Genomic DNA, 22956 nt, shown 5'->3' with positions numbered 1-22956 from the left:
TCACAGTGGTCGGAGAACCCCGCCACCGTCCGTTGCACTCGCTCATTCGCTGAGTTCTTTGTCCAGTAGCCCGAACAGCTCGTCGTCGGTGGCCGAGTCCACGCCGAAGGCGTCCGGGGTGTCACCCAGGTCCGCCAAGGCCGCCTTGAGGGCCGCGATGATGTCGGCGCGGGTGTTGTCGTCGCGGTGGGCGGTGCTTACCAGTGCGTCCAGGGCGGACAGGTCGGGTTTGGTGTCGGTGACCAGGTCAAGGAGGTGGGTGGTGAGGGCAGCGGCTGTGGGGTGGTCGAACAGGAGAGTCGCCGGGAGTTGGCCACCGATGTCGAGGCCGAGTTTGGTGCGCAGCTCGATGGCGGTCAGCGAGTCGAGCCCCAGGTCGAACAGGCCGGTGTCGTCGGGGACCACGGCCAGGCCCAGCACCTCCGTGATCCGGTCGGCCACCGTGGTGCGGACGATCCGTCGCGCGGCTTCGACATCCACAGTGGACACTCGTTCGACCAGGGTCACCGTGGTGGTCTTCTGGCGCGGCACCAGGTCGGCGAAGATCTCCGGACCGCCGGGGCGGGCGGAGATCAGCGCGGGGACGGTGGTCGCCCGACCGGAGGACAGGGCCGCGTCGAAGTGGACCAACCCTTCGGCGATGGTGGCGGCCCGGAGGCCGAGTCCGGCGATCCGGGCTCGGTGGGCCGCGTCCAGTTCGGCGCCCATGCCGGTGTCCCAGAGGCCGAACGCCAGGGAGGTGCCGGGGAGACCCGAGGCTTGACGGTGGGCGGCGAGGGCGTCGAGGAAGGTGTTGGCCGCGGCGTAGTTGGCCTGGCCCGCGTTCCCGATGACGCCCGCGATGGACGAGAACAGCGCGAAGACGCGCAGCGGGCGGTCGGCGGTGAGGTGGTGCAGGGTCCAGGCGGCGTCCACCTTGGCGCGGAAGACACGGTCCACGTCGTCGTCCGTCAGGTTCTCGAGGACGCCGTCGGCGAGCACACCTGCCGCGTGGATGACGGCGGTGAGGTCGGGGACGGTGTCAAGCAGCGCACGGGTGGCGTCCGTGTCGGCCAGGTCGGCCGCGCGGACCTCCGCGCCCAACTCCTCGCCGAGTGCCCGGAGCGCCGGGTCGGCCTGCCCCCGCCGTGACACGAGCAGCAGCTTCCGCACGCCGTGGGTGTCGGCCAGGTGCCGGGCCACGGCGGCGCCGAGCGCACCGCCCGCGCCGCTGAGCAGCACGGTCCCGTCGCCGAAGTCGACCGGGGTGTCCGACCGGGTCGGGGTGTGCAGGCGCGGAACCGAGACCCCACCGCGACGCAGGGCCACCTCACCCGGCCGCCCGGCGGCGATCGCCGACAACGCGGCGATGCTGGACGGGTCGTCGTCGGTGTCGATGACGCTGACGCGGCCGGGTCGCTCGGCGCGGGCCGTGCGGACCAGGCCCCACAGCACAGCGGCGTTCGGGTCGGCCACGGTGTCGCCGTCGACGGCGGCCACCGCGCCCCGGGTGACCACGACGACGTGCTCCGGCGCGGTCAGGATCAGGTCCCGGACCTCGCGGAAGGCCGCACGGGGGTCGGAGGTGTCCGGCTCGACGACTCGGACCTCGGCGTTGCCCGACGGCAGCGGGGTCGGTACCCACACCACCTCGTAGGGCGCGGGTACGCGCACTCCGCCGAGTCCGCTCGTGGGGCGGAGCCGGACCTCGTCGGCGGTCAGTACCGGGCGCCCGGCTCGGTCGATGACGCTCACGGCGAACGAGTCCGCGCCGGTCGACGTGATCCGCGCCCGTAGCGGCCCCTCCGGCACGGTGTGCGTACGGACTCCGCGCCAGGCATAGGGAATCTCGACCGGGGCTCCCGGTTCACGGTCGGCGATCCACGCGTGCAACACGGCGTCCAGCGCGCCGACCGCCGAGGCCGGGGCGACGTCGGCGTACCGGTGGTCGCCGTCGCGCCATAGCGCGATCAGGTTCCGGAACGCCGGGCCGTAGTCGTACCCGAGTGCCGCGAGTGCCTGGTACGACACGGGAACAGGCTCGGCGGCAGGACGGTGGCCATCCCAGACGTCCTCGGGTCCCGAGTCGGCCACGGTGGCTTCGGCGTTGAGCGACCAGGGTTCGTCGCCGACCCTGCTGTGCACGCGTAGCGAGTCGCCATCCACAGTGACCCGAAGGTCGACGGTCTCGGTGACGATGAGCGGCGCGTGCAGGACGAGTTCCTCCACAACGGGTTTGCCGTGCCGCGCACCGAGCCACCCCACCAACTCGACCAGCGCGACAGCGGGCACCAGCGTGGTCCCCAACACCGCGTGGTCGGCAAGCCACGGCTGAGCGGCGAGCGAGACAAGTCCTGTGTAGACGGTCTGATCGGTGTCGGGGATCGTCACGGCACCGGTGAGCAACGGGTGACCGGGGGCATCCGGCCGGGCCAGTGCGGGCGCGTCGAGCCAGTACCGCTCGCGGGCGAAGGCGTAGGTGGGCAAGGGAATGGGTGCGGCTTCCGGGTACAGAGCCCGCCAGTCCCAGCCGATCCCGGCGACGAAACCCCGCGCGACCAGCGTCCACACCGCCGTCAGGTCGTCGGCGCGGCGGGTCAGCGCGGGCAGGGCGACCGCGTCCGGCAGCGTCTCCCCCACCTGCGTGGTCAGCACCGCGTCCGGCCCCACCTCGACGAACACCCCGGCGCCGAGCGCGGCCACGGTGTCGGCGAAGCGCACGGTTCCCCGCACCTGGTCGACCCAGTGGTCCGCCGAGCCGAGCCGCCGCGCGTCGGCGGGGGCGGCCGTGACGGTGGACAGCAGCGGGTACGCGGGTTCGCGCGCGTCGAGGGTGCCGATGGCGTCGCGGAAGCCGGGCAGCATCGGGTCCATCAGCGCCGAGTGGAACGCGTGGCTGACGGTGAGCCGCTTGGTGCGCGCGAACCCGGCCGCGACGGCGGTGACGACGTCCTCCGGCCCGGACAGCACCACCGAGTTCGGCCCGTTCACGGCGGCGATGTCGACCCCGTCGGGGATCTCGTCGACCGCGGCGCGGACGGACACCATGGCCCCGCCGGTCGGCAGCGCCTGCATGAGCGTGCCCCGAGCGGCGACGACCGCCACCGCATCGGCCAGCGACAGGGCGCCGACGGCGTGCGCGGCGGCCAGTTCGCCGATCGAGTGCCCGGCGGCGCCCGCCGCGACGAGCCCCCACGACTCCAGCAGCCGGGCCAAGGCGACCTCGACGGTGAACAGCGCGGCCTGCGTGTTGCGGGTCTGGTCGAGTTCGGTGCCCGCGATGGCGGCTCGGACGTCGATGCCGTGCCTGCCGAACTCGTCGGCGACCGCGTCGAACGCGTCGGCGTAGACGGGGAACCGGCTGCGCAGCGCGGTTCCCATGCCGGTCCGCTGGCTGCCCTGCCCGGTGAACAGCAGCGCGACCGCGCCCTTGGCGGGCGACCCGGTGACCACGCCGTCGCCGGTGGTCCCGGCCGCGAGGTGATCGAGACCGCGTAGGAGGTCCTCGCGGGAGGCGCCCACAACGGCCCCGCGCACCGGGAAACGCGTGCGCGTGGTGACGAGCGAGAACGCCAGGTCGGTCAGGTCGGGGTCGGTGGTCCGCACGTGCTCGGCCAGGCGCGCGGCCTGGGAGCGCAGGCCCTCGGGTGTCTTCGCGCTCAGCGCCCAGACGCGGGTGGTGCCGTCGTCCGGCCGGTCCGGCGTGGCGGGGTCGGGTCCTTCTTCGAGGATCACGTGCGCGTTGGTGCCGCCGATGCCGAAGGACGACACGGCCGCGCGGCGCGGTCCGTCGGTGTCCCACGGGGTGGTCTCGGCGGGCACGACGACCGTTCCCGCCGACCAGTCCACGTGCGGGCTCGGTTCGCGCAGGTGCAGGGTCGCGGGCAGTTCGCGGTGCCGCATGGCCTGCACGAGCTTGATCACCCCGGCGACGCCCGCCGCGGCCTGGGTGTGGCCGAGGTTGGACTTCACCGAGCCCATCCGCAGCGGCGCGCGCCCGGCGCGGTCGGCGCCGTAGGTGGCCAGCACCGCCCCGGCCTCGATCGGGTCGCCGAGCCGGGTGCCGGTGCCGTGGGCCTCCAGCACGTCGATGTCGGCGGGCCGCAGCCCGGCCACGCCCAGGGCGCGCCGGATGACGCGCTCCTGCGACGGGCCGTTCGGCGCGGTCAAGCCGTTGGAGGCGCCGTCGGAGTTGACCGCGGAGCCCCGGACCACGGCGAGCACGCGGTGGCCGTGGCGGCGCGCGTCGGAGAGCCGTTCCAGGACGAGGATCCCGGCGCCCTCGGCCCACGCGGTGCCGTCGGCGTCGGCGGAGAACGGCTTGCACCGGCCGTCCGGCGCCAGGCCGCGCTGGCGGGAGAACTCGATGAAGGTGGCCGGGCTCGCCATCACCGTGGCGCCACCGGCGAGCGCGAGGTCGCACTCCCCCGCGCGCAGCGCCTGCGCGGCTTGGTGCAGGGCGACGAGCGACGACGAGCAGGCGGTGTCGACGGTGACCGCCGGGCCCTCCAGTCCGAGGGTGTAGGCGACGCGGCCGGAGGCGACGCTGCCCGCGCTGCCGCTGACCAGCCAACCCTCCAGGTCGCCGCTGGCGCCGGGGCGCTGGTGCAGGCGGGCGCCGTAGTCGGAGTACATGACGCCGACGAACACGCCGCTCTGGCTGCCGCGCAGGGTCGTGGGGTCGATGCCCGCGTCCTCGACGGCCTCCCAGGCGGTGTGCAGCAGCAGGCGTTGCTGCGGGTCGACGGCGAGGGCCTCGCGGGGGCTGATGCCGAAGAAGGTGGGGTCGAAGTCGGCGGCGTCGTGCAGGAAACCGCCGTGGCGGACGGTGGAGGTGCCGGGGTGGTCCGGGTCCGGGTCGAACAGGGCGGGGTCCCAGCCGCGGTCGGTGGGGAACTCGGTGATCGCGTCGGTGCCGTCGCGGAGGAGGGTCCACAGGTCGTCGGGGGTGCGGACGCCGCCGGGGAAGCGGCAGGCCATGCCGACGATGACGACCGGATCACTGGAGTCTTGATCTCGGGCGGCCGTCGGCCCCCCAAGTTCCGGTTTAGTCGCGGGAGACGACAGTTTCGGGGCGTTCGGGTGGGGGCTGTGGATAACTGCGGACAGCTGGGTGCGGAGGTGGTCGGTGAGGGCGGCGGCGGTGGGGTGGTCGAAGACGATGGTGGTGGGCAGTCGGGTGCCGAGGCGGTCGGTGAGGCGGTTGCGGAGGTCGACGGCCATCAGGGAGTCGAAGCCGAGTTCGGTGAAGGGGCGGTCGCGGTCGATGTCGGCGGCGGAGTCGTGGCCGAGGACCGCGGCGATGGCGGTGCGGACGACGTCGTCGAGGTCTCCGGAGGCGGTCGCGGTCACCGGGAAGGCGCGGTGTCGGGCGACGGCGCCGAGGTCGAGTCGGGCCGCGGTGACACTGCCCTGGACGCCGAGTACCCGGTCGAAAAGGGCGAGGCCGTCGGTCTCGGTGAGCGGTCGGATGCCCGCTGCGGCAAGGCGTTCGCGGTCGCGGGCGGCGAGGCCGCCCGCCAGTCCGTCGGCGAGGTCCCAAAGTCCCCAGTGGACGACGGTGGCCGGTAGGCCCGCTTCGACGCGGGCGCGCGCGACGGCGTCGAGTGCGGAGTTCGCTGCCGCGTAGGCCGCCTGGCCCGCCGTGCCGAGGACGCCGGCGACGGAGCCGAAGAGCACGAACGCGGCGGGTGGGTGTTCGCGGGTCAGTTCGTCCAGGGTCTGGGCGGCGCGGACCTTCACGTCGAAGGTGCGGCGCAACGCCTCCGGGTCGACGCGCTCGATGATGGCGTCTTCGGCGATGGCGGCGGCGTGGATGACGGCGGTGAGCGGGCCGAGTTCGGTCAGGAGCACGGCGACCGCGTCGGCGTCGGTGATGTCGAGTGCGATGGATCGGGCGCCTTCGACCGCACGGCCGCCGCGGCTGACGACGACGACTTCACCGACGCCGTGCCGTTCCCGCAGGTGTCGCACGAGCCGGGTGCCGAGGGCGCCGGTGCCGCCGGTGATCAGGACGGTCCCGCCCGTGAGGTCGGGGGTGTCCGGGGTGTTCCCGGCGGGGACCAGGCGCGGGCGGTGGACGCGGCCCGCGCGGATCGACGCTTCCGGGAACTCGGCGGTGTCCGGGGCGGTACCGTCGGTGTCGAGCAGCGCGAAACGGCCGGGGCGTTCGGCCTGTGCCGCGCGGATGAAGCCCCACGCGGCGGCCACTTCGGGGGTGTGGATGCCGTTGGCGCGGAAGACGATGCGGGGGCCGTCGGTGAGCACGGCTCGGCGGACCTGGTCGACGTCGGTGACGTCCACGACCACGTGCGGCACGGAGTCGCTTGTCGCGGTCGGGGTCCAGCGCACGGTGTAGAGGTCGGCGTCGGTGGCGTGTCCTCGCAGGCGCAACCGGTCGACGCGGAACACGGGTTCGCCGTCGGCGGTGACGAGGACGCGGTAGGTGTCGGTGTCGATCTCGGTCAGGAACGCGGTCGCCCGGCGCGCGGTGCCGGGTTTGTACCAGACGCCGTCGAAGGCGAACGGGACGCGGTTCGGTCGTTCGATGACCAACGCGTGCAGGGCGGCGTCGAGGAGCGCGATGGCGCTGTGCGCGGATTCGGGCACCTCCACCTCGGCCTGGACGGTGTCGCCGACGCGGGCGATGGCCCGGAGGCCCCGGAAGGTCGGCCCGTACTCGTACCCGTTGCCGGCCAGCTCGCGGTAGGGGTCGGTGGGGTCGGCGGGCGTTGTCCGGGGTGCGGTCGGGGTGTCGGTCGCGGTGCCGCGGGCGGCGGTGGCGTGGGTGTCCCAGTCCGGTCCGGCGGCGATCGTGACGTCGCCGCCCGGGGTGACCGTGACGCGGAGCCGGGTGTCCTGCTCGACCTCGACCGGCCGGTGCACGACGAAGTCGTCCACGTTCGGGCCCACCAGCGCGGTGATGACGTCGAGGAGCGCGACCGCGGGGACCACGGTCCGGCCGTCGATCCGGTGGTCGGCGAAGGTGTTCGCGGCGAGGAGGCCGGTGGCGACGAGTCCGCCGTCCGGCAGGTCGACCACGGCGCCCAGCAGCGGGTGCGGCGCGGGGGTGAGGCCCAGTCCGGTCGCGTCGCCGCGGCCGGGGGTGGCGTCGATCCAGTAGCGGCGGGTCTGGAAGGGGTAGGTGGGCAGGTCGACGACGTGGCCGCGCGGGTAGAGCGGGGTGAGGTCGACGGGCACCCCGGCGGTGAACAGGGCGCCCAGGGCGGTGTCGCGGGTCTCGAACTCGTCCTTTCCGGGCCGCAGCAGGGGCACGGCGACGACGTCGACGGTCTGCCGGGCCGCCGCGGCCAGGCCGCCGTCGGGTCCGACCTCCAGGAAGGTGGTCACGCCGTCGGCGTGCGCGGCCTCGACCGCCTCGGCGAACCGGACCCGACCGCGCAGCTGCCGGACCCAGTACTCGGGGTCGGTGACCTCGTCGGTGATCCGGCCCAGGGCCGTGGACGCGATCGGGACGCGGGGCTCGTGGAAGGTGGCGGTGGCGAGGACAGCGCGGAACTCGTCGAGGACGTCGTCCATGTGCGCGGAGTGGAAGGCGTGACCGACGCGCAGGCGGGTGGCGCGGTGGCCCCCGGCCTTCCAGTCGGCGACCACGGCGTCGACCGCGTCGGCGTCGCCGGACACCACGACCGCGCGCGGCCCGTTGACCGCCGCGATCTCGACGTGCTCGAAAGCCTCGGCCTCCTCGACCGTGGCCTCCACCGCCGCCATCGCGCCCGGTCGGGCCGACTGCATCAACCGGCCGCGCGCCACTACGATTTTCGCGGCGTCGGGCAGGCTGAGCACCCCGGCCACGTGCGCGGCGGCGAACTCGCCGATCGAGTGTCCGATGAGGACGTCCGGGGTGATCCCGAACTTTTCGATCTCCCGGTATCCGGCGATTTCAACGGCGAACAAGGCGGGTTGGGCGTAGCGGGTCTCCTTGAGGAGTTCCGCGTCCAGGACCAGGTCGCGGAGTGGGACGTCCAGGAGCGGGTCGAGGTGTTCGGCGATCTCGTCGAGCCCGTCGCCGAGCAGCCGGGCGCCCATGCCCGCGCGTTGGCTGCCCTGGCCGGAGAACAGGACGCCGAGCCTGCCGTCCCCGGCCTTGCCGGGGAGTTCGCGTCCTTCGGCGAGTGCCCGCAGCCCTTCCGCGCCGCGGACCGCCGCGCGCACGCCGAACCTGGCGCGGCGGGCGAGGGTGTAGCCCGCGTTCGGCGCGTCGACCAGCCGGGCCGCCTGCGCGCGCAACGCCTGTTCGGTGCGGGCGGAGAGCACCAGCAGGTCGGTGGTGTCCGGGGTCGGTTCGGGGTCTTGGTCCGGGGACTGTTCGAGGACGACGTGGGTGTTGGTGCCGGAGATGCCGAAGGCGGAGACCGCGCCGCGTCGACGGTCGGTCGCGGGCCACGGGGTGGTGGCGGTGGCGAGGGTGACGCCGGCGTCCCGCCAGTCGACGTGCGGGGTGGGGTTCTCGGCGTGCAGGGTGCGCGGGAGGACGCCGTGGCGCAGGGACTGGACCATCTTGATGACGCCGCCGATGCCCGCGGCGGCCTGGGTGTGGCCGATGTTCGACTTGAGCGAGCCGAGCAGCGCGGGGGTGGCGCGGGTGCCGCCGTAGACGGTGATCAGGGCGCGGGCCTCGATGGGGTCGCCGAGGCGGGTACCGGTGCCGTGCGCCTCGATGGCCTGGACGTCGCCGGGGGCCAGCGCGGCGGCGGCGAGGGCCTTGCGGATGACGGCTTCCTGCGCGGCGCCGTTGGGGGCGGTGAGGCCGTTGGACGCGCCGTCCTGGTTGACGGCAGAGCCGCGGACGACGGCGAGGACGGGGTGACCGGCGGCGCGGGCGGTGGAGAGCCGTTCGACGACCACGACGCCCGCGCCTTCCGACCAGCCGGTGCCGTCGGCGTCGGCGGCGAAGGCGCGGCAGCGGCCGTCGGCGGACAGGCCGCGTTGGCGCGCGAACTCGACGAACACGCCGGGTGAGGCCATGACCGCGACACCGCCCGCGATGGCCCGGGTCGACTCTCCGGAGCGGACCGAGCGGACGGCGAGGTCGAGCGCGACCAGCGAGGACGAGCAGGCGGTGTCGACGGTCAGCGCGGGGCCGGAAAGGCCCAGGACGTAGGCGATGCGGCCGGACGCGACGCTGGACTGGTTGCCCGCGAGCAACAGCCCTTCCAGCTCGGCGGGGACCTCGCGGAGGCGGGAGGCGTAGTCCTCGTACATGGCGCCGATGAAGACGCCGGTGTCGGAACCCTTGAGGGACAGGGGATCGATTCCCGCGCGTTCGAGGGCTTCCCAGGTGATCTGGAGCAGGAGGCGCTGTTGCGGGTCGGTGGCGAGGGCTTCGCGGGGGGACATGCCGAAGAACTCGGCGTCGAAGTCGGCGGCGTCGTGGAGGAAGCCGCCGCGGCGGGTGTAGGTGGTGCCGGGGCGGTCGGGGTCTTCGGCGTAGAGGGTGTCGAGGTCCCAGCCCCGGTCGGTGGGGAAGTCGCCGGTGGCGTCGCGGCCGTCGAGGACGAGGCGCCAGAGGTCTTCGGGTGAGGTGACGCCGCCGGGGAAGCGGCAGCCCATGCCGACGATGACGACCGGATCACTGAAGTCTTGATCTTGGGCGGCCGTCGGCCCCCCGAGTTCCAGCGTAGTGGTGGGGGACGACAGTTTCGGGGCGTTCGGATGGGGGCTGTGGACAACTGTGGTCAGCTGGGGAAGGAGGTGGTCGGCGAGGGCGGTGACGCTGGGGTGTTCGAAGACGAGGGTGGCGGGGAGGCGCAGGCCGGTCTGGGCGGTGAGGCGGTTGCGGAGTTCGACGGCGGTGAGCGAGTCGAAGCCGAGGTCCTTGAAGGCGCGGTCGGTGTCGACGCGGGTGGCGTCGGGGTGGCCCAGGACGGCGGCGGTCTGTTCGCGTAGGAGGGCGACGAGGGTTCGGGTGGGGTCGGCGGCACCGCGTAGGCGTTGGGTCCAGGCGCTGCCGGACGCTTTGATCGGGGTGCCGACGAGGGTGGCGAACAGGGGCGACAGGGTGCCCGCGACGGCTTCCTTGCGGAGCACAGCGATGTCGAGGGTGGACGCGATGAGGTGCGGGTGGGTCGCGCTGTCGAGGACGTCGAGGCCGAAGTCCGGCGCGATGAGGCCGATGCCGCGTCGGGCGAGGCGGGTGTGGTCGTCGGCGGTGAGGTGGTCGGTCATGACACCGCTGGTGGACCACAGGCCCCAGCCGATGGAGGTGGCGGCCTGGCCCTGGGCGCGGCGGTGGGTGGCGAGGGCGTCGAGGAAGGAGTTGGCGGCGGCGTAGTTGGCCTGGCCGGGCGCGCCGACGGCGGCGACGGCCGAGGAGAACAGGACGAACCGCTCGACGTCGGGGGCGAGTTCGTGGAGGTGCCAGGCCGCGTCGACCTTGGGGCGCAGGACGGTCGCGAGTTGTTCGGGGGTCAGGGCGAGGACGGTGGCGTCGTCGAGGACGCCTGCGGCGTGCACGATCGCGCGCAGCGGCTTGTCGTCGGGGAGGGTGTCGAGCAGAGCGGCGAGCGCGGCGCGGTCGGCGACGTCGACGGCCGCGACGGTGACCTCCGCGCCGTGCTCGCGCAGTTCGTCGGCGAGGTCGGGGGCGCGGCCGGATCGGCTGGCGAGCAGGAGGTGGCGGCCGGGGGCGGCGAGGTGGCGGGCGACCAGCGCGCCGAGGGCGCCCGTGCCGCCGGTGATCAGTACCGTGCCGGACGGCCACTCCCCCGCGTCGCCGAGTTCGGCGGTGACGAGCCGGGGCACGAGGACGCCGTCCGGCGTGACGCGCGCCTCGGGTTCGCGGATACCGGCGATGACCTCCACGGGAGTCGGTTCGTCCACGACGACGAGCGCGACGCGGCCGGGGTGTTCGGCGGCGGCCGAGCGGACCAGGCCGTCGGCGGCCGCCGCCGCGAGGTCGTCGGACCGGCGCACCACGATGACGCGGCCGTCTGGCTCGGCGAGGACGCGCTGTAGCTCGGCGACCGTGAAGGTGGTCAGTGCCAGGGCTTCCGATGGCGTGTGCCCGGTTCCGGAGGCGATCGGCAGCACGAACGTGTCGGTGGCCTGGCCGGTACCGGTCACGAAGGTGGTGTCGCCTGCGCCTGGGAGGACGGTGGCGTCGGCGGTGCCGAAGGTCGCGGGTCGCCAGTCGACGCGGTGGACCGGCGGGCGGGTCGGGGTGAGGGGGCGGAACGACAGGGAGTCGATGCCGCCGGTGATCACGCCGTCGCCGTCGGCCAGCACCAGGCGGACGCGGGACTCGCCCAGGGGTTCGATGCGGACGCGCAGGCCCTCGGCGCGCGCGGGCAGGCGGACGCCCTCGGCGGCGAACGGGAGCAGCGGGCGGCCCGCCGCGCCGGGGGTGATCGGGGTCAGGCCCGCGACCACGGGGTGCAGCGCGGCGTCGAGCACGGAGGGGTGCAGGCCGTAGCCGTCGGGGCTGGTCGCGGCGGCGACCTCGGCGACCACGGTGTCCCCTTCACGCCAAGCCGCGGTCAGGCCTTGGAAGCGGGGGCCGTAGTCGTAGCCGAGTTCGTAGAGTCGCGTGTAGACGGACGATACGTCGATCGGGTCGCCGACGGGGTCCACGTGCCCGGCGGGGAGGTCGACCGGTCCGGCGACGGCGTGCGCGTGCCGGGTCCAGTCGCCGTCGCCCGTCCGCGAGTGCAGCGACACCGAGCGCTTGCCCACTTCGTCCGGAGTCGACACTCGGACCTGTACGCGGGTCACCGCCGCCAGCGGCAGCGGCGCTTCGAGGGTGAGCGAGCCGAGCCCTTCCGGGACGGCGTGCGCGATGAGGTCGACGAGGGCGGTGCCGGGGACCAGGACGGTCCCGAGGACGCTGTGGTCGGCGACCCAGGTGTGGATCGCGGGGTCGAGTACGCCGCTCGCCACCGCGCCGCCGTCGGCGAGCGGGACGAGCGCGCCCAGCACGGGGTGCCCGTCGCGGTCGGTCGAGCGGGCGGTCGGGGCGAGCCAGAAGCGGCGCGGCTCGAACGCGTAGGTCGGCACGTCGACCCACCGGCCGGGCCGGGGCCAGCGCACGGGCGCGCCGACGAGGTCGGCGGCGGCGAGGGCGCGGCGGAACTCGGCGGTGTCGCCCCGGTCGCGGCGCAGGCTGCCGAGCACGCCGCCCGCGCCGTCCAGCACGGCCTCGATCCCGCCGACGAGCACGGGGTGGGCGCTGACCTCGATGAACCGGTCGTGGCCGTCGGCGAGGGCGGCGGTCACCGCGTCGGCGAAGCGGACCTGGCTCCGCAGGTTGGTGTACCAGTAGCCCGCGTCGAGTTCGGTGCCGGTGAGCCTCGTGGCGGTGACCGCCGAGTAGAACGCCGGGCCGGTGGCGCGCGGGGTGATGCCGGTGAGCGCAGCGGCCAGGTGCGGCTCCAGCGGTTCGACGGCGCGGGTGTGGGAGGCGTAGTCGACGGGGACGCGCCGGGCCCGCACGCCGCGCTCGTCGCACCACGCGGCCAGCTCGTCCAGAGCGGTGGCCGCACCCGCGACGACGGTCGAGCGCGGCGCGTTCCTGGCCGCGATCTCGAGGGCTCCGCCCCAGGTGGGGAGTACTTCGGCGAGGTCGTCCGCGCTCAGCGCGACGGACGTCATGCCCGCGTCGCCGGTGATGCGGATGATCGCCTGTGATCGCAGCGTGACCACCTTGGCGGCGTCGGTGAGCGACAGCGCGCCCGCGACGTACGCGGCGGCGATCTCGCCCTGCGAGTGGCCGATCACCGCGTCGGGTTCGACGCCGTGGGCGCGCCAGAGGGCGGCGAGGGACACCATCACGGCGAACAGCGCGGGCTGCACGACGTCGACCCGCGCCAGCTCGGCGCCGTCACCGGCGAGGACGTCGAGGAGGGACCAGTCGGTGTGCGGGGCGAACGCGGCGGCGCAGGCCTCGATCTCCGCGCGGAACACCGGGGACTCGTCGAGCAGCGCCCGCGCCATCCCCACCCACTGCGAGCCCTGGCCGGGGAAGACGAACACGGTCTTGCCGGGTCGGCGGGCGCCCCGGACCACGTCGTCGTGCGGCTCGCCGTCGACGAACGAGCGGAGCGCGTCCGCGATCGACTCGCCGTGCACGGCGATGCCGAGCTGGTGCCGGGCGCGGGTGGCCAGGACCGCGCCGATCTCCCCGGCAGGCGCGTCCCGCAGGTTGTCTAGGAGCGCTTTCGCCTGCCGGACCAGGCTTTCCTGGTCGGGTGCGGTCAGCAGCACCGGGACGTCGACGCCTGCCTCGTCGACGGTCGGGGCCTGTTCGATGATGACGTGCGCGTTGGTGCCGGAGATGCCGAACGACGAGACACCGGCGCGACGCGGCCGGTCCACCCGGGGCCACGGCGTCTGCCGCGACGCGACCCGCACACCCGCGTCGGCCCAGGTGACGTGCGGGGTGGGCGCGTCGGCGTGCAGGGTGCGGGGCACGGTGCCGTGCCGCAGCGCCTGCACGACCTTGATCACGCCGCCGACCCCGGCGGCGGCCTGGCTGTGGCCGATGTTCGACTTGAGCGACCCCAGCAGCAGCGGCCGGTCGCGCTCACCGCCGTAGACCGCGATCAGCGCCTGGGCCTCGATCGGGTCGCCGAGCCGGGTGCCGGTGCCGTGCGCCTCCACCAGGTCCACATCGGACGGTCCGAGACCGGCGTCGCCGAGCGCCCGGGCGATCACCCGTTCCTGCGCGGAGCCGGAGGGCGCGGTCAGGCCGTTGGACGCGCCGTCGGAGTTCACGCCGGTCCCGGCGACGACCGCGAGGACCGGGCGACCGGCCGCGCGGGCAGTGGAGAGGCGTTCGACGACGACCACACCGACGCCTTCGGCCCAGCCGGTGCCGTCCGCGCCGTCGCCGAACGCGCGGCAGCGGCCGTCCGGGGACAGGCCGCGCTGGCGGGCGAACTCGACGAACATGCCGGGTGACGCGAGCACGGTCGCGCCACCCGCGACCGCGAGCGAGCACTCCCCCGACCGGACGGACCGGACGGCGAGGTCGAGGGCGACCAGGGAGGAGGAGCAGGCGGTGTCGACGGTCAGCGCGGGGCCGGAAAGGCCCAGGACATAGGCGATGCGGCCGGAAGCCACGCTGGGGGTGCCGCCGGTGAGCAGGTATCCGTCGAGGCTGCCGTCGCCCTCGTGCAGGCGGGGGGTGTAGTCGGAGGTGGTGGCTCCGATGTAGACGCCGGTCTCGGTTCCCTTGAGGGACAACGGGTCGATGCCCGCGCGCTCGAGGGCTTCCCAGGTGACCTGGAGCAGGAGGCGCTGTTGCGGGTCGGTGGCCAGGGCCTCGCGCGGGGAGAGTCCGAAGAACTCGGCGTCGAAGTCGGCCACGTCGTGCAGGAAGCCGCCGCGGCGGGTGTAGGTGGTGCCGGGGCGGTCGTCGGCGAAGAGGGTGTCGAGGTCCCAGCCGCGGTCGGTGGGGAACTCGCTGGTGGCATCGCGGCCTTCGAGCACGAGCCGCCACAGGTCCTCGGGTGAGGTGACGCCGCCGGGGTAGCGGCAGCCCATGCCGACGATGACCACGGGGTCGGTCTCGTCCCGGTGGCGCCGAGTGGTGGTGATCTTGGGGCGTGGGCCGCGGAGCCGGTCGGTGAGGGCGGCGGCGGTGGGGTGTCCGTAGATGTCGGCGGTGGTGACCTCGACGCCGAGCGCGGCGGTGAGCCGGTCGCGCAGCTCGGTGACGCCGAGGGAGTCGAGGCCGAGGTCGGACCAGGTCGCGGTGCGGTCGACGGCGTCGGGGTGGCCGAGGACGGCGGCGAGTTCGGCGGCCACGATCCCGTCGAGGTCGGCGGGTCGGGCGGCTGCGTCAGTCGGGGCGGTGTCGAGCCAGTACCGCTGCCGCTGGAACGGGTAGGTGGGGAGCGGGACGCGGGCGCCGCGCGGGCCGAACACCGCGGTCCAGTCGACGTCGTCGCCCGCGACGAACCGCTCCGCCTCCGGTGTGGGATCGCCGATCACGCCGGTCTCCCCCGCCGCGACGGCCGCGAGCCCAGCGCGGACGTCCCCGGTCACCGCGGCCCGCACGGCGAACGCGGTCCGGGTCGTGGCCAGGGCGCGCGCGACGGCGGCGTGGTCGGTCTCGACCGCGGCCACGGCGGTCGCCAGGGCACGCAAGGCGGCCGGGGTGCGGGCGCTGAGCAGCAGCGGGCCCGCAGTGGTCGCGGCCGGGTGGGTCTGCGCGGGGGCCTCGGCGAGGACGAGGTGGCAGTTGGTGCCGCCCATGCCGAACGAGCTGACACCGGCGACCAGCCGCTCGTCCGGGCGCGGCCAGTCGCCGCCTTCGGTGCGGACGTCAACGCCGGTGACGGCGGCCTCGACGTGGTTGAGGGTGGCCGGGATGTGCCGGTGGCGCAGGCTGAGCACGGTCTTGACCAGGCCGGTCACGCCCGCGGCGCCTTCGAGGTGGCCGACGTTGGTCTTCACCGAGCCGACGGCGACGTCCGCCGGTCCGGCCAGGGCCAGGCCCCGGGCCTCGACCGGGTCGCCGACCGGGGTGCCGGTGCCGTGCAGCTCGACGTACTGGACCTCGTCGGCGGTGACCCCGGCGGCGGCGCGGGCCGCGCGGATGACGTCGGCCTGCGCGTCGGCGTCCGGCACGGTGAGGCCGGTGGCCTGGCCCGCGCCGTCGTTGTTGACCGCGCCGCCGAGGATCACCGCGTACACGTCGTCGCCGTCGGCCAGCGCGTTGGCCAGGGGCTTGAGGACGACGAGCGCGGCGCCTTCGCCGCGGACGTAGCCGTTGGCCCGGGTGTCGAAGGTGTGGCAGCGGCCGTCCGGGGACAGGCCGCCGAACTCGGCGACGACCGCGGTGCCCGCCGGGTCGACGATCAGGTTGACGCCACCGGCGATGGCGACCTCGGACTCGCCGCGCCGCAGGCTCTCCACGGCCAGGTGCACCGCGACCAGAGACGACGACTGGGCGGTGTCGACCACGATGCTGGGGCCGCGCAGGCCGAGCGCGTAGGAGACGCGGTTGGCGATGACGCCCCGGGTCGTGCCCGCCAGGGTGTGGCGGGTGATGTGGCCCCGCTTGGCGAGCGCGGCGTACTCGTCGGCGATGGAACCGACGAACACGCCGGTCGGGCCGTCGCGCAGGTCCCGCGGCCGGATTCCCGCGTCCTCCAAGGCTTCCCAGGCGAGTTCGAGGACGAGCCGCTGCTGCGGGTCGGTCGCGGCGGCCTCGCGCGGGGACAGGCCGAAGAACTCGGGGTCGAACCGGTCGATGTGCTCCAGGTAGCCGCCGAACCGCGCGCCCGGGCTGAGTTCCACCTGCCGGGCCAGCGCGTCCGGGTCGACGCGGTGCGCGGGGACGGCGCCGACGCCGGAGCCGCCGTCGGCGAGCAGCCGCCAGAACGCGGTCGGGTCCGGCGCGCCGGGGAGCCTGCACGCCACCCCGACCACCGCGATCGGCTCGGGCCCTGTCGACTGGGAGAACACCTGGGGCTCACCTTTCCCGTCGCGCTCAGACGAGCGCGGCCAGCTCGGCCCCGACGACGCGCGCGACCTCGCGCAGCCCGGGGATCAGGTAGAAGTGGTCGCCGCGGAACACCCGCGACGTGAAGTCGGTCGTGTGGTCGGCCCAGACGAGCGCGTCCGCCTCGGCCACGCGGGGGTCGGCGTCGCCGACCAGCGCGACGATCGGCGCGTCGATCCGGGACCGGTTGCCGGGGTAGCCGAGCAGCGCGCGGTAGTCCGACCGCAGCGGCGGCAGGACCATGGCCCGCAGGTCGGGCTCGGCCAGCACGCGCGCCGAGGTCGCGCCCAGCGCCAGCACCTCGGCGACCAGCGCCTGCTCGCTGTCGAGGAGCCCGGGGTCGACGTCGACCCGGGACGGCGCGCGGGCGGCGGAGGCGAACAGGACCTCCGGCCGGACCAGGAGCGCGGCCTCGAAGGCCACGATCGCGCCCATGCTGTGTCCGAAGTAGGCGGTGGTGGGCGCGGGTGGGAGCGCGGCGAGTTCGTTGACGACCAGGCGCGCGGCGGTCCTCAAGTCTACAGTGGACTCTTGGCGGCGGTCCTGGCGGCCGGGGTACTGCACGGCGAGCACCTCGACGTGCGGCGCCAGTTCCTTGGCCAGGGGGACGAACGCGCCCGCGGCGCCGCCCGCGTGCGGGAAGCAGACGACGCGCGGCGCGCCCGGCGGGGTGGTCGCGAACCGGCGGAGCCAGCGCATCAGTCCGCGGGCTTCCGGGCGGCGTCGACCGCGGCCGACAGGGCGGCCAGGACGGCGGGGTGGGCGTCGGGCCACTGGCGCAGCACGGCGAGCAGGCTCCAGACCCGGGTCTCGGCCAGGTGGGAGGGCGCGCCGTGCACGTCGTCGTGCTCGTTGATCGTGATGTCCGCGACGGCCGCGCGCAGCAACGCCGTGTCAGAGGCCGGGATGATCTCGTCCCGTCGGGCGGTGACGGCGGCGACAGGGATGCTCAGGGCGCGGAGGTCGTCCTCGGAGAGCGCCCAGTCGCGGACGTGGTCCCAGACCAGGTCGGGCGTGACGCCTGCGAGGTGGGCGAGGGTGTCGCGGGTGATGGCGGGGACTTTGCCCTGCCAGGTGGTGTCGGTGAAGAAGTCGCGCAGGGGCGGGCCGTTGCCGACGACGCCGCGTACGCGCGGGTCGTCGAGCGCGGCGCGGAGGGCCAGGTGGCCGCTGAAGCTGAGGGCCAGCAGGTAGGTCTGGTCGACCTTGGCCTCGGCTTTGAGCGCGTCGAGGATGGCGGGGAAGAGCCGCCAGCTCTCCTTGTGGGCGGTGAGGGGGCTTTCGCCGACGCCGGGGTACTCGGTGACGACACCGGCGAGGCCGAAGGCGGCGATCTGCGGGAGGACGGCGGCCCACTGCTCCTTGGGGCTGACGATGCCGCCGCTGAGCACGAGGAGCGGCTTGAGTTCCGATGTGGACAGTCCGGCGGTCCAGACGGTGATCGTCTCGCCTTCGACCTCGACGGTGCGGGGCTCGATGGCGGGTTCCGTCGCGCGCCAACGGTCGAAGGACTCGATGGCCTTGGCCAGGGCACGGGCGCGGCCGGGTCCCTCGACGAACGGGAAGCGCCCCAGGACGTAGTACTGGGTGGCGGCCTGTGGGTCCGTCTCGGCGTCGCCCGCCGCGATCCACTCGTGCGCCCAGGAACCGGGGCCGTCGCCGTCGGCGGTGGTGATGGCGTCGAGCAGGCGGGTGTAGTGGTCGGCGGGCAGGTTCTGCGAAATCGCGTGCGCGACGACGAACTGCTTCAACTCGGCCAGGTCGCTCACGCGAGTCCCTCCAGGGCGGTCTTGGTCTCGGTCAGGACGTCGGCGGCCTCGGCGCCGTCGATCACCCGGTGGTCGAAGGTGAGGGACAGCCGCAACACCGGCGCGACGACGATCTCCCCGGCGCGCACCACGGCCCGGTCGACGATCCGCCCGACGCCGAAGGTCACGGTGGTGCCGCCGACGGAGTGGAACCCGTCGACGTCGCGGTGGCCCAGGGAGGTGACGGCGAACGTGCCGGTGAGCTGGGCGCGGCGGGTCAGGTCGGCGGCGGACTCGCGGAAGGCGTTCCGGGCGGCTTCGGCGGGCAGTTCGCGCAGGGCGCGGATCCCGGCGAAGCGCGGGTCGGTGTCGGGGTCGGCGGCGATGGCGTCGTCGAGGCCCGCCTGGATGTCGGCGAGATCGGCGTCGGCCGGGAGGACGGTGGCGAGGACGACCCGCGCACCGTCGAACCGCTTGTCCAGCGTCACCTTCGCGCTGACGGAGTCGAAGGTGATGATCTCGGTGCCGTGGATCGCCGAGTTGGCACCGGGGTGCTTGGCCAACACCTCCCCGGCGGCCTTGACGATGAGCGTCACCACGGAGAGCCTGCGCCCGTCGGCCTCGGCCCCGGCCCGCGCGGCGACGATCGCGGTGGCGTCGACCTCGGTGTCGAGGTGGACGGGGCTGAAGTCGCGGATCTGGTCGAGGAAGAGCAGGGTGTGCCTGCGCTGCGCGGGGATGGGGCGGGGCGCGGTCATGCCGTCACCAGGCCGTGGATGGCGCCGAGGGTGCGGGCCTCCAGCAGGTCCGGCAGCGACACCCGGGCCGCGCTGTGCTTCTCCAGCGAGATGGCCAGGGCCAGCAGGTGCACCGAGTCCCAGTCGCGGACCTCGTCGAGGTCGCGGTCCAGGTCGTCGGCGCGCACGTCCAGGCCGATCTCGTCCCGGATGATGCGGACGAACTCCGCGGTGGTCACGTGTGTCTCCTTCACGCCGCTTCGAGGGCGATACCCGATTTGATCCACTTGCTGGACTCGATGGCCACCGCGATGGCCCGGCTCGGCGCCGACATGGCGGGCACCAGGTCCCGCAGCTGGAAGAACAGCAACGCGTTGCCGTTGTTGCCGATGTCGGCGACCCGCGACACCTCCTTGGCGGCCGGGAAGCCCAACGCCTCGGTGATCTTCGCGGTCATCGTCGCGGAGAGTTGGGGCGGCAGCAGGAAGTCGACCTCGTCGCGGGCCCAGCCGAGGTCGTCGAGGAGTTCGTCGGCGACCTCGCGGGCGAGCACGGGGACCGACTCGGCGATGGCCCGGTAGTCCTCGCTGGCCGGGACCGCCGCGCCATCCCGGTCGACGATGCCGAACCAGCGCAACACCTGCCCGGGCTGCCGGTCCAATCCGGATAGTCTGGTAAGGACGGATCTCACTACGGGCGCACCTTCGCGTTCCTCGGTGCTGAGCACTGCCGCGCCCGCGCCGTCGCCGAAGAGGACGTAGTTGACCAGCTCCTCCGGCGGCACACCGGTCAGGTCGGCCGTGACGTCGTAGTGCTTGGCGATCACATCACCCCCGATGACCAGCGCGGTGCGGTAGCGGCCGGTAGAGAGGAGCGCCGTCGCCACGTCGAAGGTCTGCACGGCGCCGGAACACCCGGATTGCAGCTGGAAGGTCGGGATCCCGTCGATCCGCAACCGGTCGGCGACGACGTTGACCGTCGCGGGCATCAGGTCGTCCGGCGTCGCGGTCCCGAACACCACCACGTCGATGTCCTCAACAGACACATCGGCGTCCTCAATAGCCTGCCGCGCCGCCGTTTCCGCCAGATCGGCCAACGAGTACCGCTGTTCCCCCGTCGCCAGGTCAATCGCGAGGTGCCGCGTCCGCGTCCCGATGAACGCGTCGACCCACTGCTGCCACACCTGGTTCATCCCGAACCGCCCCGCCAACGCCGCCGTGTCGACCGCGCCCCCGGGGAGCGCCGTCCCCACACCCAACACCCGCGCCGGTAACCCGCCCACCGTCCGTCCCTCCCGGAATTGCCGAGGATTCCCGCCCCGACTCCGGGACTCCGACAACGCTAGGAAGCACCACTAAAGAGGTCCCTAATCCCCCGAGCCCCATCCCACCCAGTGGCGAACCGACAGCAGGCCCCCGTGACCCGGGCCACCGCCACCCCGTGATCACCAGCGCGGCTCGAGCCTGTCGGTGGCTCGCGGTAGCGTGACCAGGTGCGATACCGTGCGGAGTCCTACCTCGTGGGCGCCCTGCGGCGCGGGAAGTCGGTCGAGCAGTTCTCGGCGGGCGCTGGGTCAACCAGGCCGTCGTCGACAGCGAGTACGGCGACTTCGTCGCGGCCGGACGCCCACGGCCCGGCGCGCCGGACGGGCATCCGTGGCCTAGCGTGCCGGTGGACCTCCTCCTCTCCAGGCACACCCGACAGCGGTTCGTCGAGGCCTAAGTGGACGACGGGGTCAGGGTGAACCACACCGCGGTCCCCTGTCCCAGTTCCGACTCCACCCACAACCTCCCACCATGCCGCGCCACGATGCGGTCGACGATCGCCAGTCCCGCGCCGTGCCCACCGCCGCGGGCGTTGCGGGGGTGGAGGCGGCGGAACAGTCGGAGGACGTCTTCTCGGTATGCGTCGGGGATGCCGATTCCGTTGTCGCGTATGTAGACCGCGTCCTCGGCCATGCCTACCTCGACCGTGCGCGGGGGTTCTGTTCGGGCGTATTTGGCCGCGTTGACCAGGAGGTTGACCAGGATTTCCTGTAGTCGTTCCGGGTCGGCGGGGAGGGTGGTGCCTGGTGGGGGCAGGGTGACGGTCACGTCCTGTTCGGCGAGTCGGCCGCCTGCGATCTCCAGGGCGCGTTCGGTGGCCTCGCGCAGGTCGACCGGTTCCCGGCGGAGGTCGGCTTGGCCCAGTTGGGCGAAGTGCAGCAGGCTGTTGATCAGTTCGTCCATCCGCTGGGCGAGGTTCTGGATGGTGCCCAGGCGGCGGGTCGTGGTGGGGTCGAGGGTGGGGGCGTCCTCGGTGATGAAGGCGGCGGTGGTGGCGATGCCGCGCAAGGGTTCCTTCATCTCGTGCGCCGCGACGTGGGTGAAGGTGTCCAGGTCCTCGTTCGCGCGCCGCAGTTCGTCGTTCAACGCCGACAGGTGGGCGGCCCGGCGCACGGCGGCGGCGCGCACGGCGTTGCCGAACTCGACGGCCACCGCCTCGTCCGCGGTCGTCCACGGCAGGCACCGGCCCCGCACCACGGCCCGGTACACCGCCGACGACCCGCGCGGCGTCAGCCGCTGGCCGCGCGGACCCACCCGCACCGGCCGCTCCGGGTCCGTCGCCCAGGTCCGCGCCGCCCGGCGCTCACGCCGCGTCCAGACGACCAGGTCACCGGGCCGGTCGAGGGCCAGCACCAGCACACCGCTGACCTCGTCGGCGTACCGGCCCAGCGCCGGGTCCAGCTCGGCCAGGCTCTCGCAGCCCCACACCTCCCCCGCCGCGAGCGGCGGCAGGTGCTCGACCAGCGCGTCCACCAGCGGCGACGACCGGCCGTCGAGCCGCAGCGCGACGGCGTCGGCCCGGACCAGGTCGGCCAGCTCGGCGCCGTGGTCGAGCAGCGCGTCGGGCAGCTCGGTGACCAGGGCGAGCAGCGCGGACCGGGCCCGCTGCCGCGCCCGCTCGGCCTCCGCGTCCTGCACCGCCGCCAGCTGCAGCGACAGGGTGACGCCGAAGAACTCGCACGCCGCCCGGACCTCGGCGCCGAGCCGCCGCGGCGCCAGGCCGTGGCAGGCGATGAGCCCCCACAGCCGTCCCCGGTCGAGCAGCGACACCGACATCGACGACCGGACCCCGATGTTGCGCAGGTACTCCAGGTGGAAGCCGGACACCGTGCGCAGCGTCGAGTCCGACAGGTCCAGCGGCTCGGCCACGGCGGGCACCAGCGACGCGGTGTCGTCGTCGACGTCGTGGATGACCCGGATCCAGTTGCGCTCGTAGAGCCGCCGCGCCTGGGGCGGGATGTCCGTCGCCGGGAACCACAGCCCGAGCCACGGCTCCAGCCCGTCCGCGACCGACTCGGCGACCACCTCACCCGGCCCGGCCGGGCCCTCGAACCGGTACGCCACGACCCGGTCGTAGCCGGTCAGCGCGCGGATCTCGGCGACCGCGGCGGCGCACACGTCGACCACCGTGCGACCGTGCTGGAGCCTGGTCAGCGCGGTGCGCACGGCCGGGTAGAACCGGGAGAACACGAACGGCCGCTCGTCGACGGGCGGTTCCAGCTCGACCACGACGCGACCGTCCGCCCGGTACACCGTCGCGTCGAACTCGCGGCCCGCCACGGCCAGGCTCAGCAGGCCGCGGTCGCCGGTCGGTGCCGCGAGCGTGCGGTGGACCGCCGCCAGCCCCTCCACACCGAACACGGCGTCGGCCGGGAGCCCGACCGGGTCGGTGATCCCGAGCACGGCACCGGCGTTGGTGGCGGCGACCTCGACCCGGCCGTCCGCGGCGACGGCGACCAGCGTCCCGTAGGACTGGATGCCGCCGAGGCGGTGGATGGGCTCGTTCAGGCATACCGACAGGTCGAACGGCGTCCCCGACTCGACCTCCGCCGCCCGGTCGCGCTCGTCCGGCTGCCATGTCGAGTCGTCGCCCACGCGGTCCGCTTCCTGGCCGGGCGGCCGGTCATCCGGCGTCCGGTCCGCTGTTCGACTAAACCGTACAGTTGGCGCGGCGTCCCCGCCGCGCGCCGAACACCGAC

At 74.1% G+C, this 22956-nt stretch carries 7 protein-coding genes; all 7 read right to left on the bottom strand.

Features of this window, described 5'->3' with window-relative positions:
* Positions 1 to 42: 42 nt before the first annotated feature.
* The 7 genes from V5P93_RS16445 to V5P93_RS16415 all read right to left on the bottom strand — a co-directional run bounded on the left by V5P93_RS16445 (position 43) and on the right by V5P93_RS16415 (position 22852).
* A complete protein-coding gene (locus V5P93_RS16445; protein WP_104476571.1) occupies positions 43 to 16410 on the bottom strand; it encodes a type I polyketide synthase in 16368 nt (5455 codons plus the stop codon).
* A gap of 25 nt (positions 16411 to 16435) precedes the next feature.
* Positions 16436 to 17146, bottom strand: a complete 711-nt coding sequence (locus tag V5P93_RS16440; RefSeq protein ID WP_104476569.1) for a thioesterase II family protein — start codon at positions 17144 to 17146, stop codon at positions 16436 to 16438.
* Positions 17146 to 18216 (bottom strand): alpha/beta fold hydrolase, encoded by a 1071-nt coding sequence (locus V5P93_RS16435; protein ID WP_104476567.1) that lies wholly within the window; start codon positions 18214 to 18216, stop codon positions 17146 to 17148. The genes V5P93_RS16440 and V5P93_RS16435 overlap by 1 nt, the downstream gene beginning before the upstream one ends.
* Entirely contained in the window at positions 18213 to 18953 is a 741-nt protein-coding gene (locus tag V5P93_RS16430) for a 2-oxo acid dehydrogenase subunit E2 (RefSeq protein ID WP_104476565.1), read from the bottom strand. The genes V5P93_RS16435 and V5P93_RS16430 overlap by 4 nt, the downstream gene beginning before the upstream one ends.
* Positions 18950 to 19171, bottom strand: coding sequence for a phosphopantetheine-binding protein (locus V5P93_RS16425; RefSeq protein WP_104476812.1), 222 nt, complete (start codon positions 19169 to 19171; stop codon positions 18950 to 18952). The genes V5P93_RS16430 and V5P93_RS16425 overlap by 4 nt, the downstream gene beginning before the upstream one ends.
* Before the next feature lie 11 nt (positions 19172 to 19182).
* Positions 19183 to 20214 (bottom strand): 3-oxoacyl-ACP synthase III family protein, encoded by a 1032-nt coding sequence (locus tag V5P93_RS16420; protein WP_245930989.1) that lies wholly within the window; start codon positions 20212 to 20214, stop codon positions 19183 to 19185.
* Positions 20215 to 20650: 436 nt separating this feature from the next.
* Complete coding sequence (locus V5P93_RS16415) at positions 20651 to 22852, bottom strand: ATP-binding protein (protein WP_104476563.1); 2202 nt, start codon at positions 22850 to 22852, stop codon at positions 20651 to 20653.
* Between the last annotated feature and the right edge of the window lie 104 nt (positions 22853 to 22956).

It is taken from the genome of Actinokineospora auranticolor, assembly GCF_041897805.1.
In the GTDB taxonomy this organism is placed as follows: Bacteria; Actinomycetota; Actinomycetes; order Mycobacteriales; family Pseudonocardiaceae; genus Actinokineospora; species Actinokineospora auranticolor.
This window is presented reverse-complemented; position numbering and strand designations above follow the sequence as displayed.

Coding starts and splice junctions, on each gene's coding strand:
- V5P93_RS16440 (WP_104476569.1), bottom strand. CDS start 17,146: ATGCGCTGGCTCCGCCGGTTCGCGACCACCCCGCCGGGCGCGCCGCGC.
- V5P93_RS16430 (WP_104476565.1), bottom strand. CDS start 18,953: ATGACCGCGCCCCGCCCCATCCCCGCGCAGCGCAGGCACACCCTGCTC.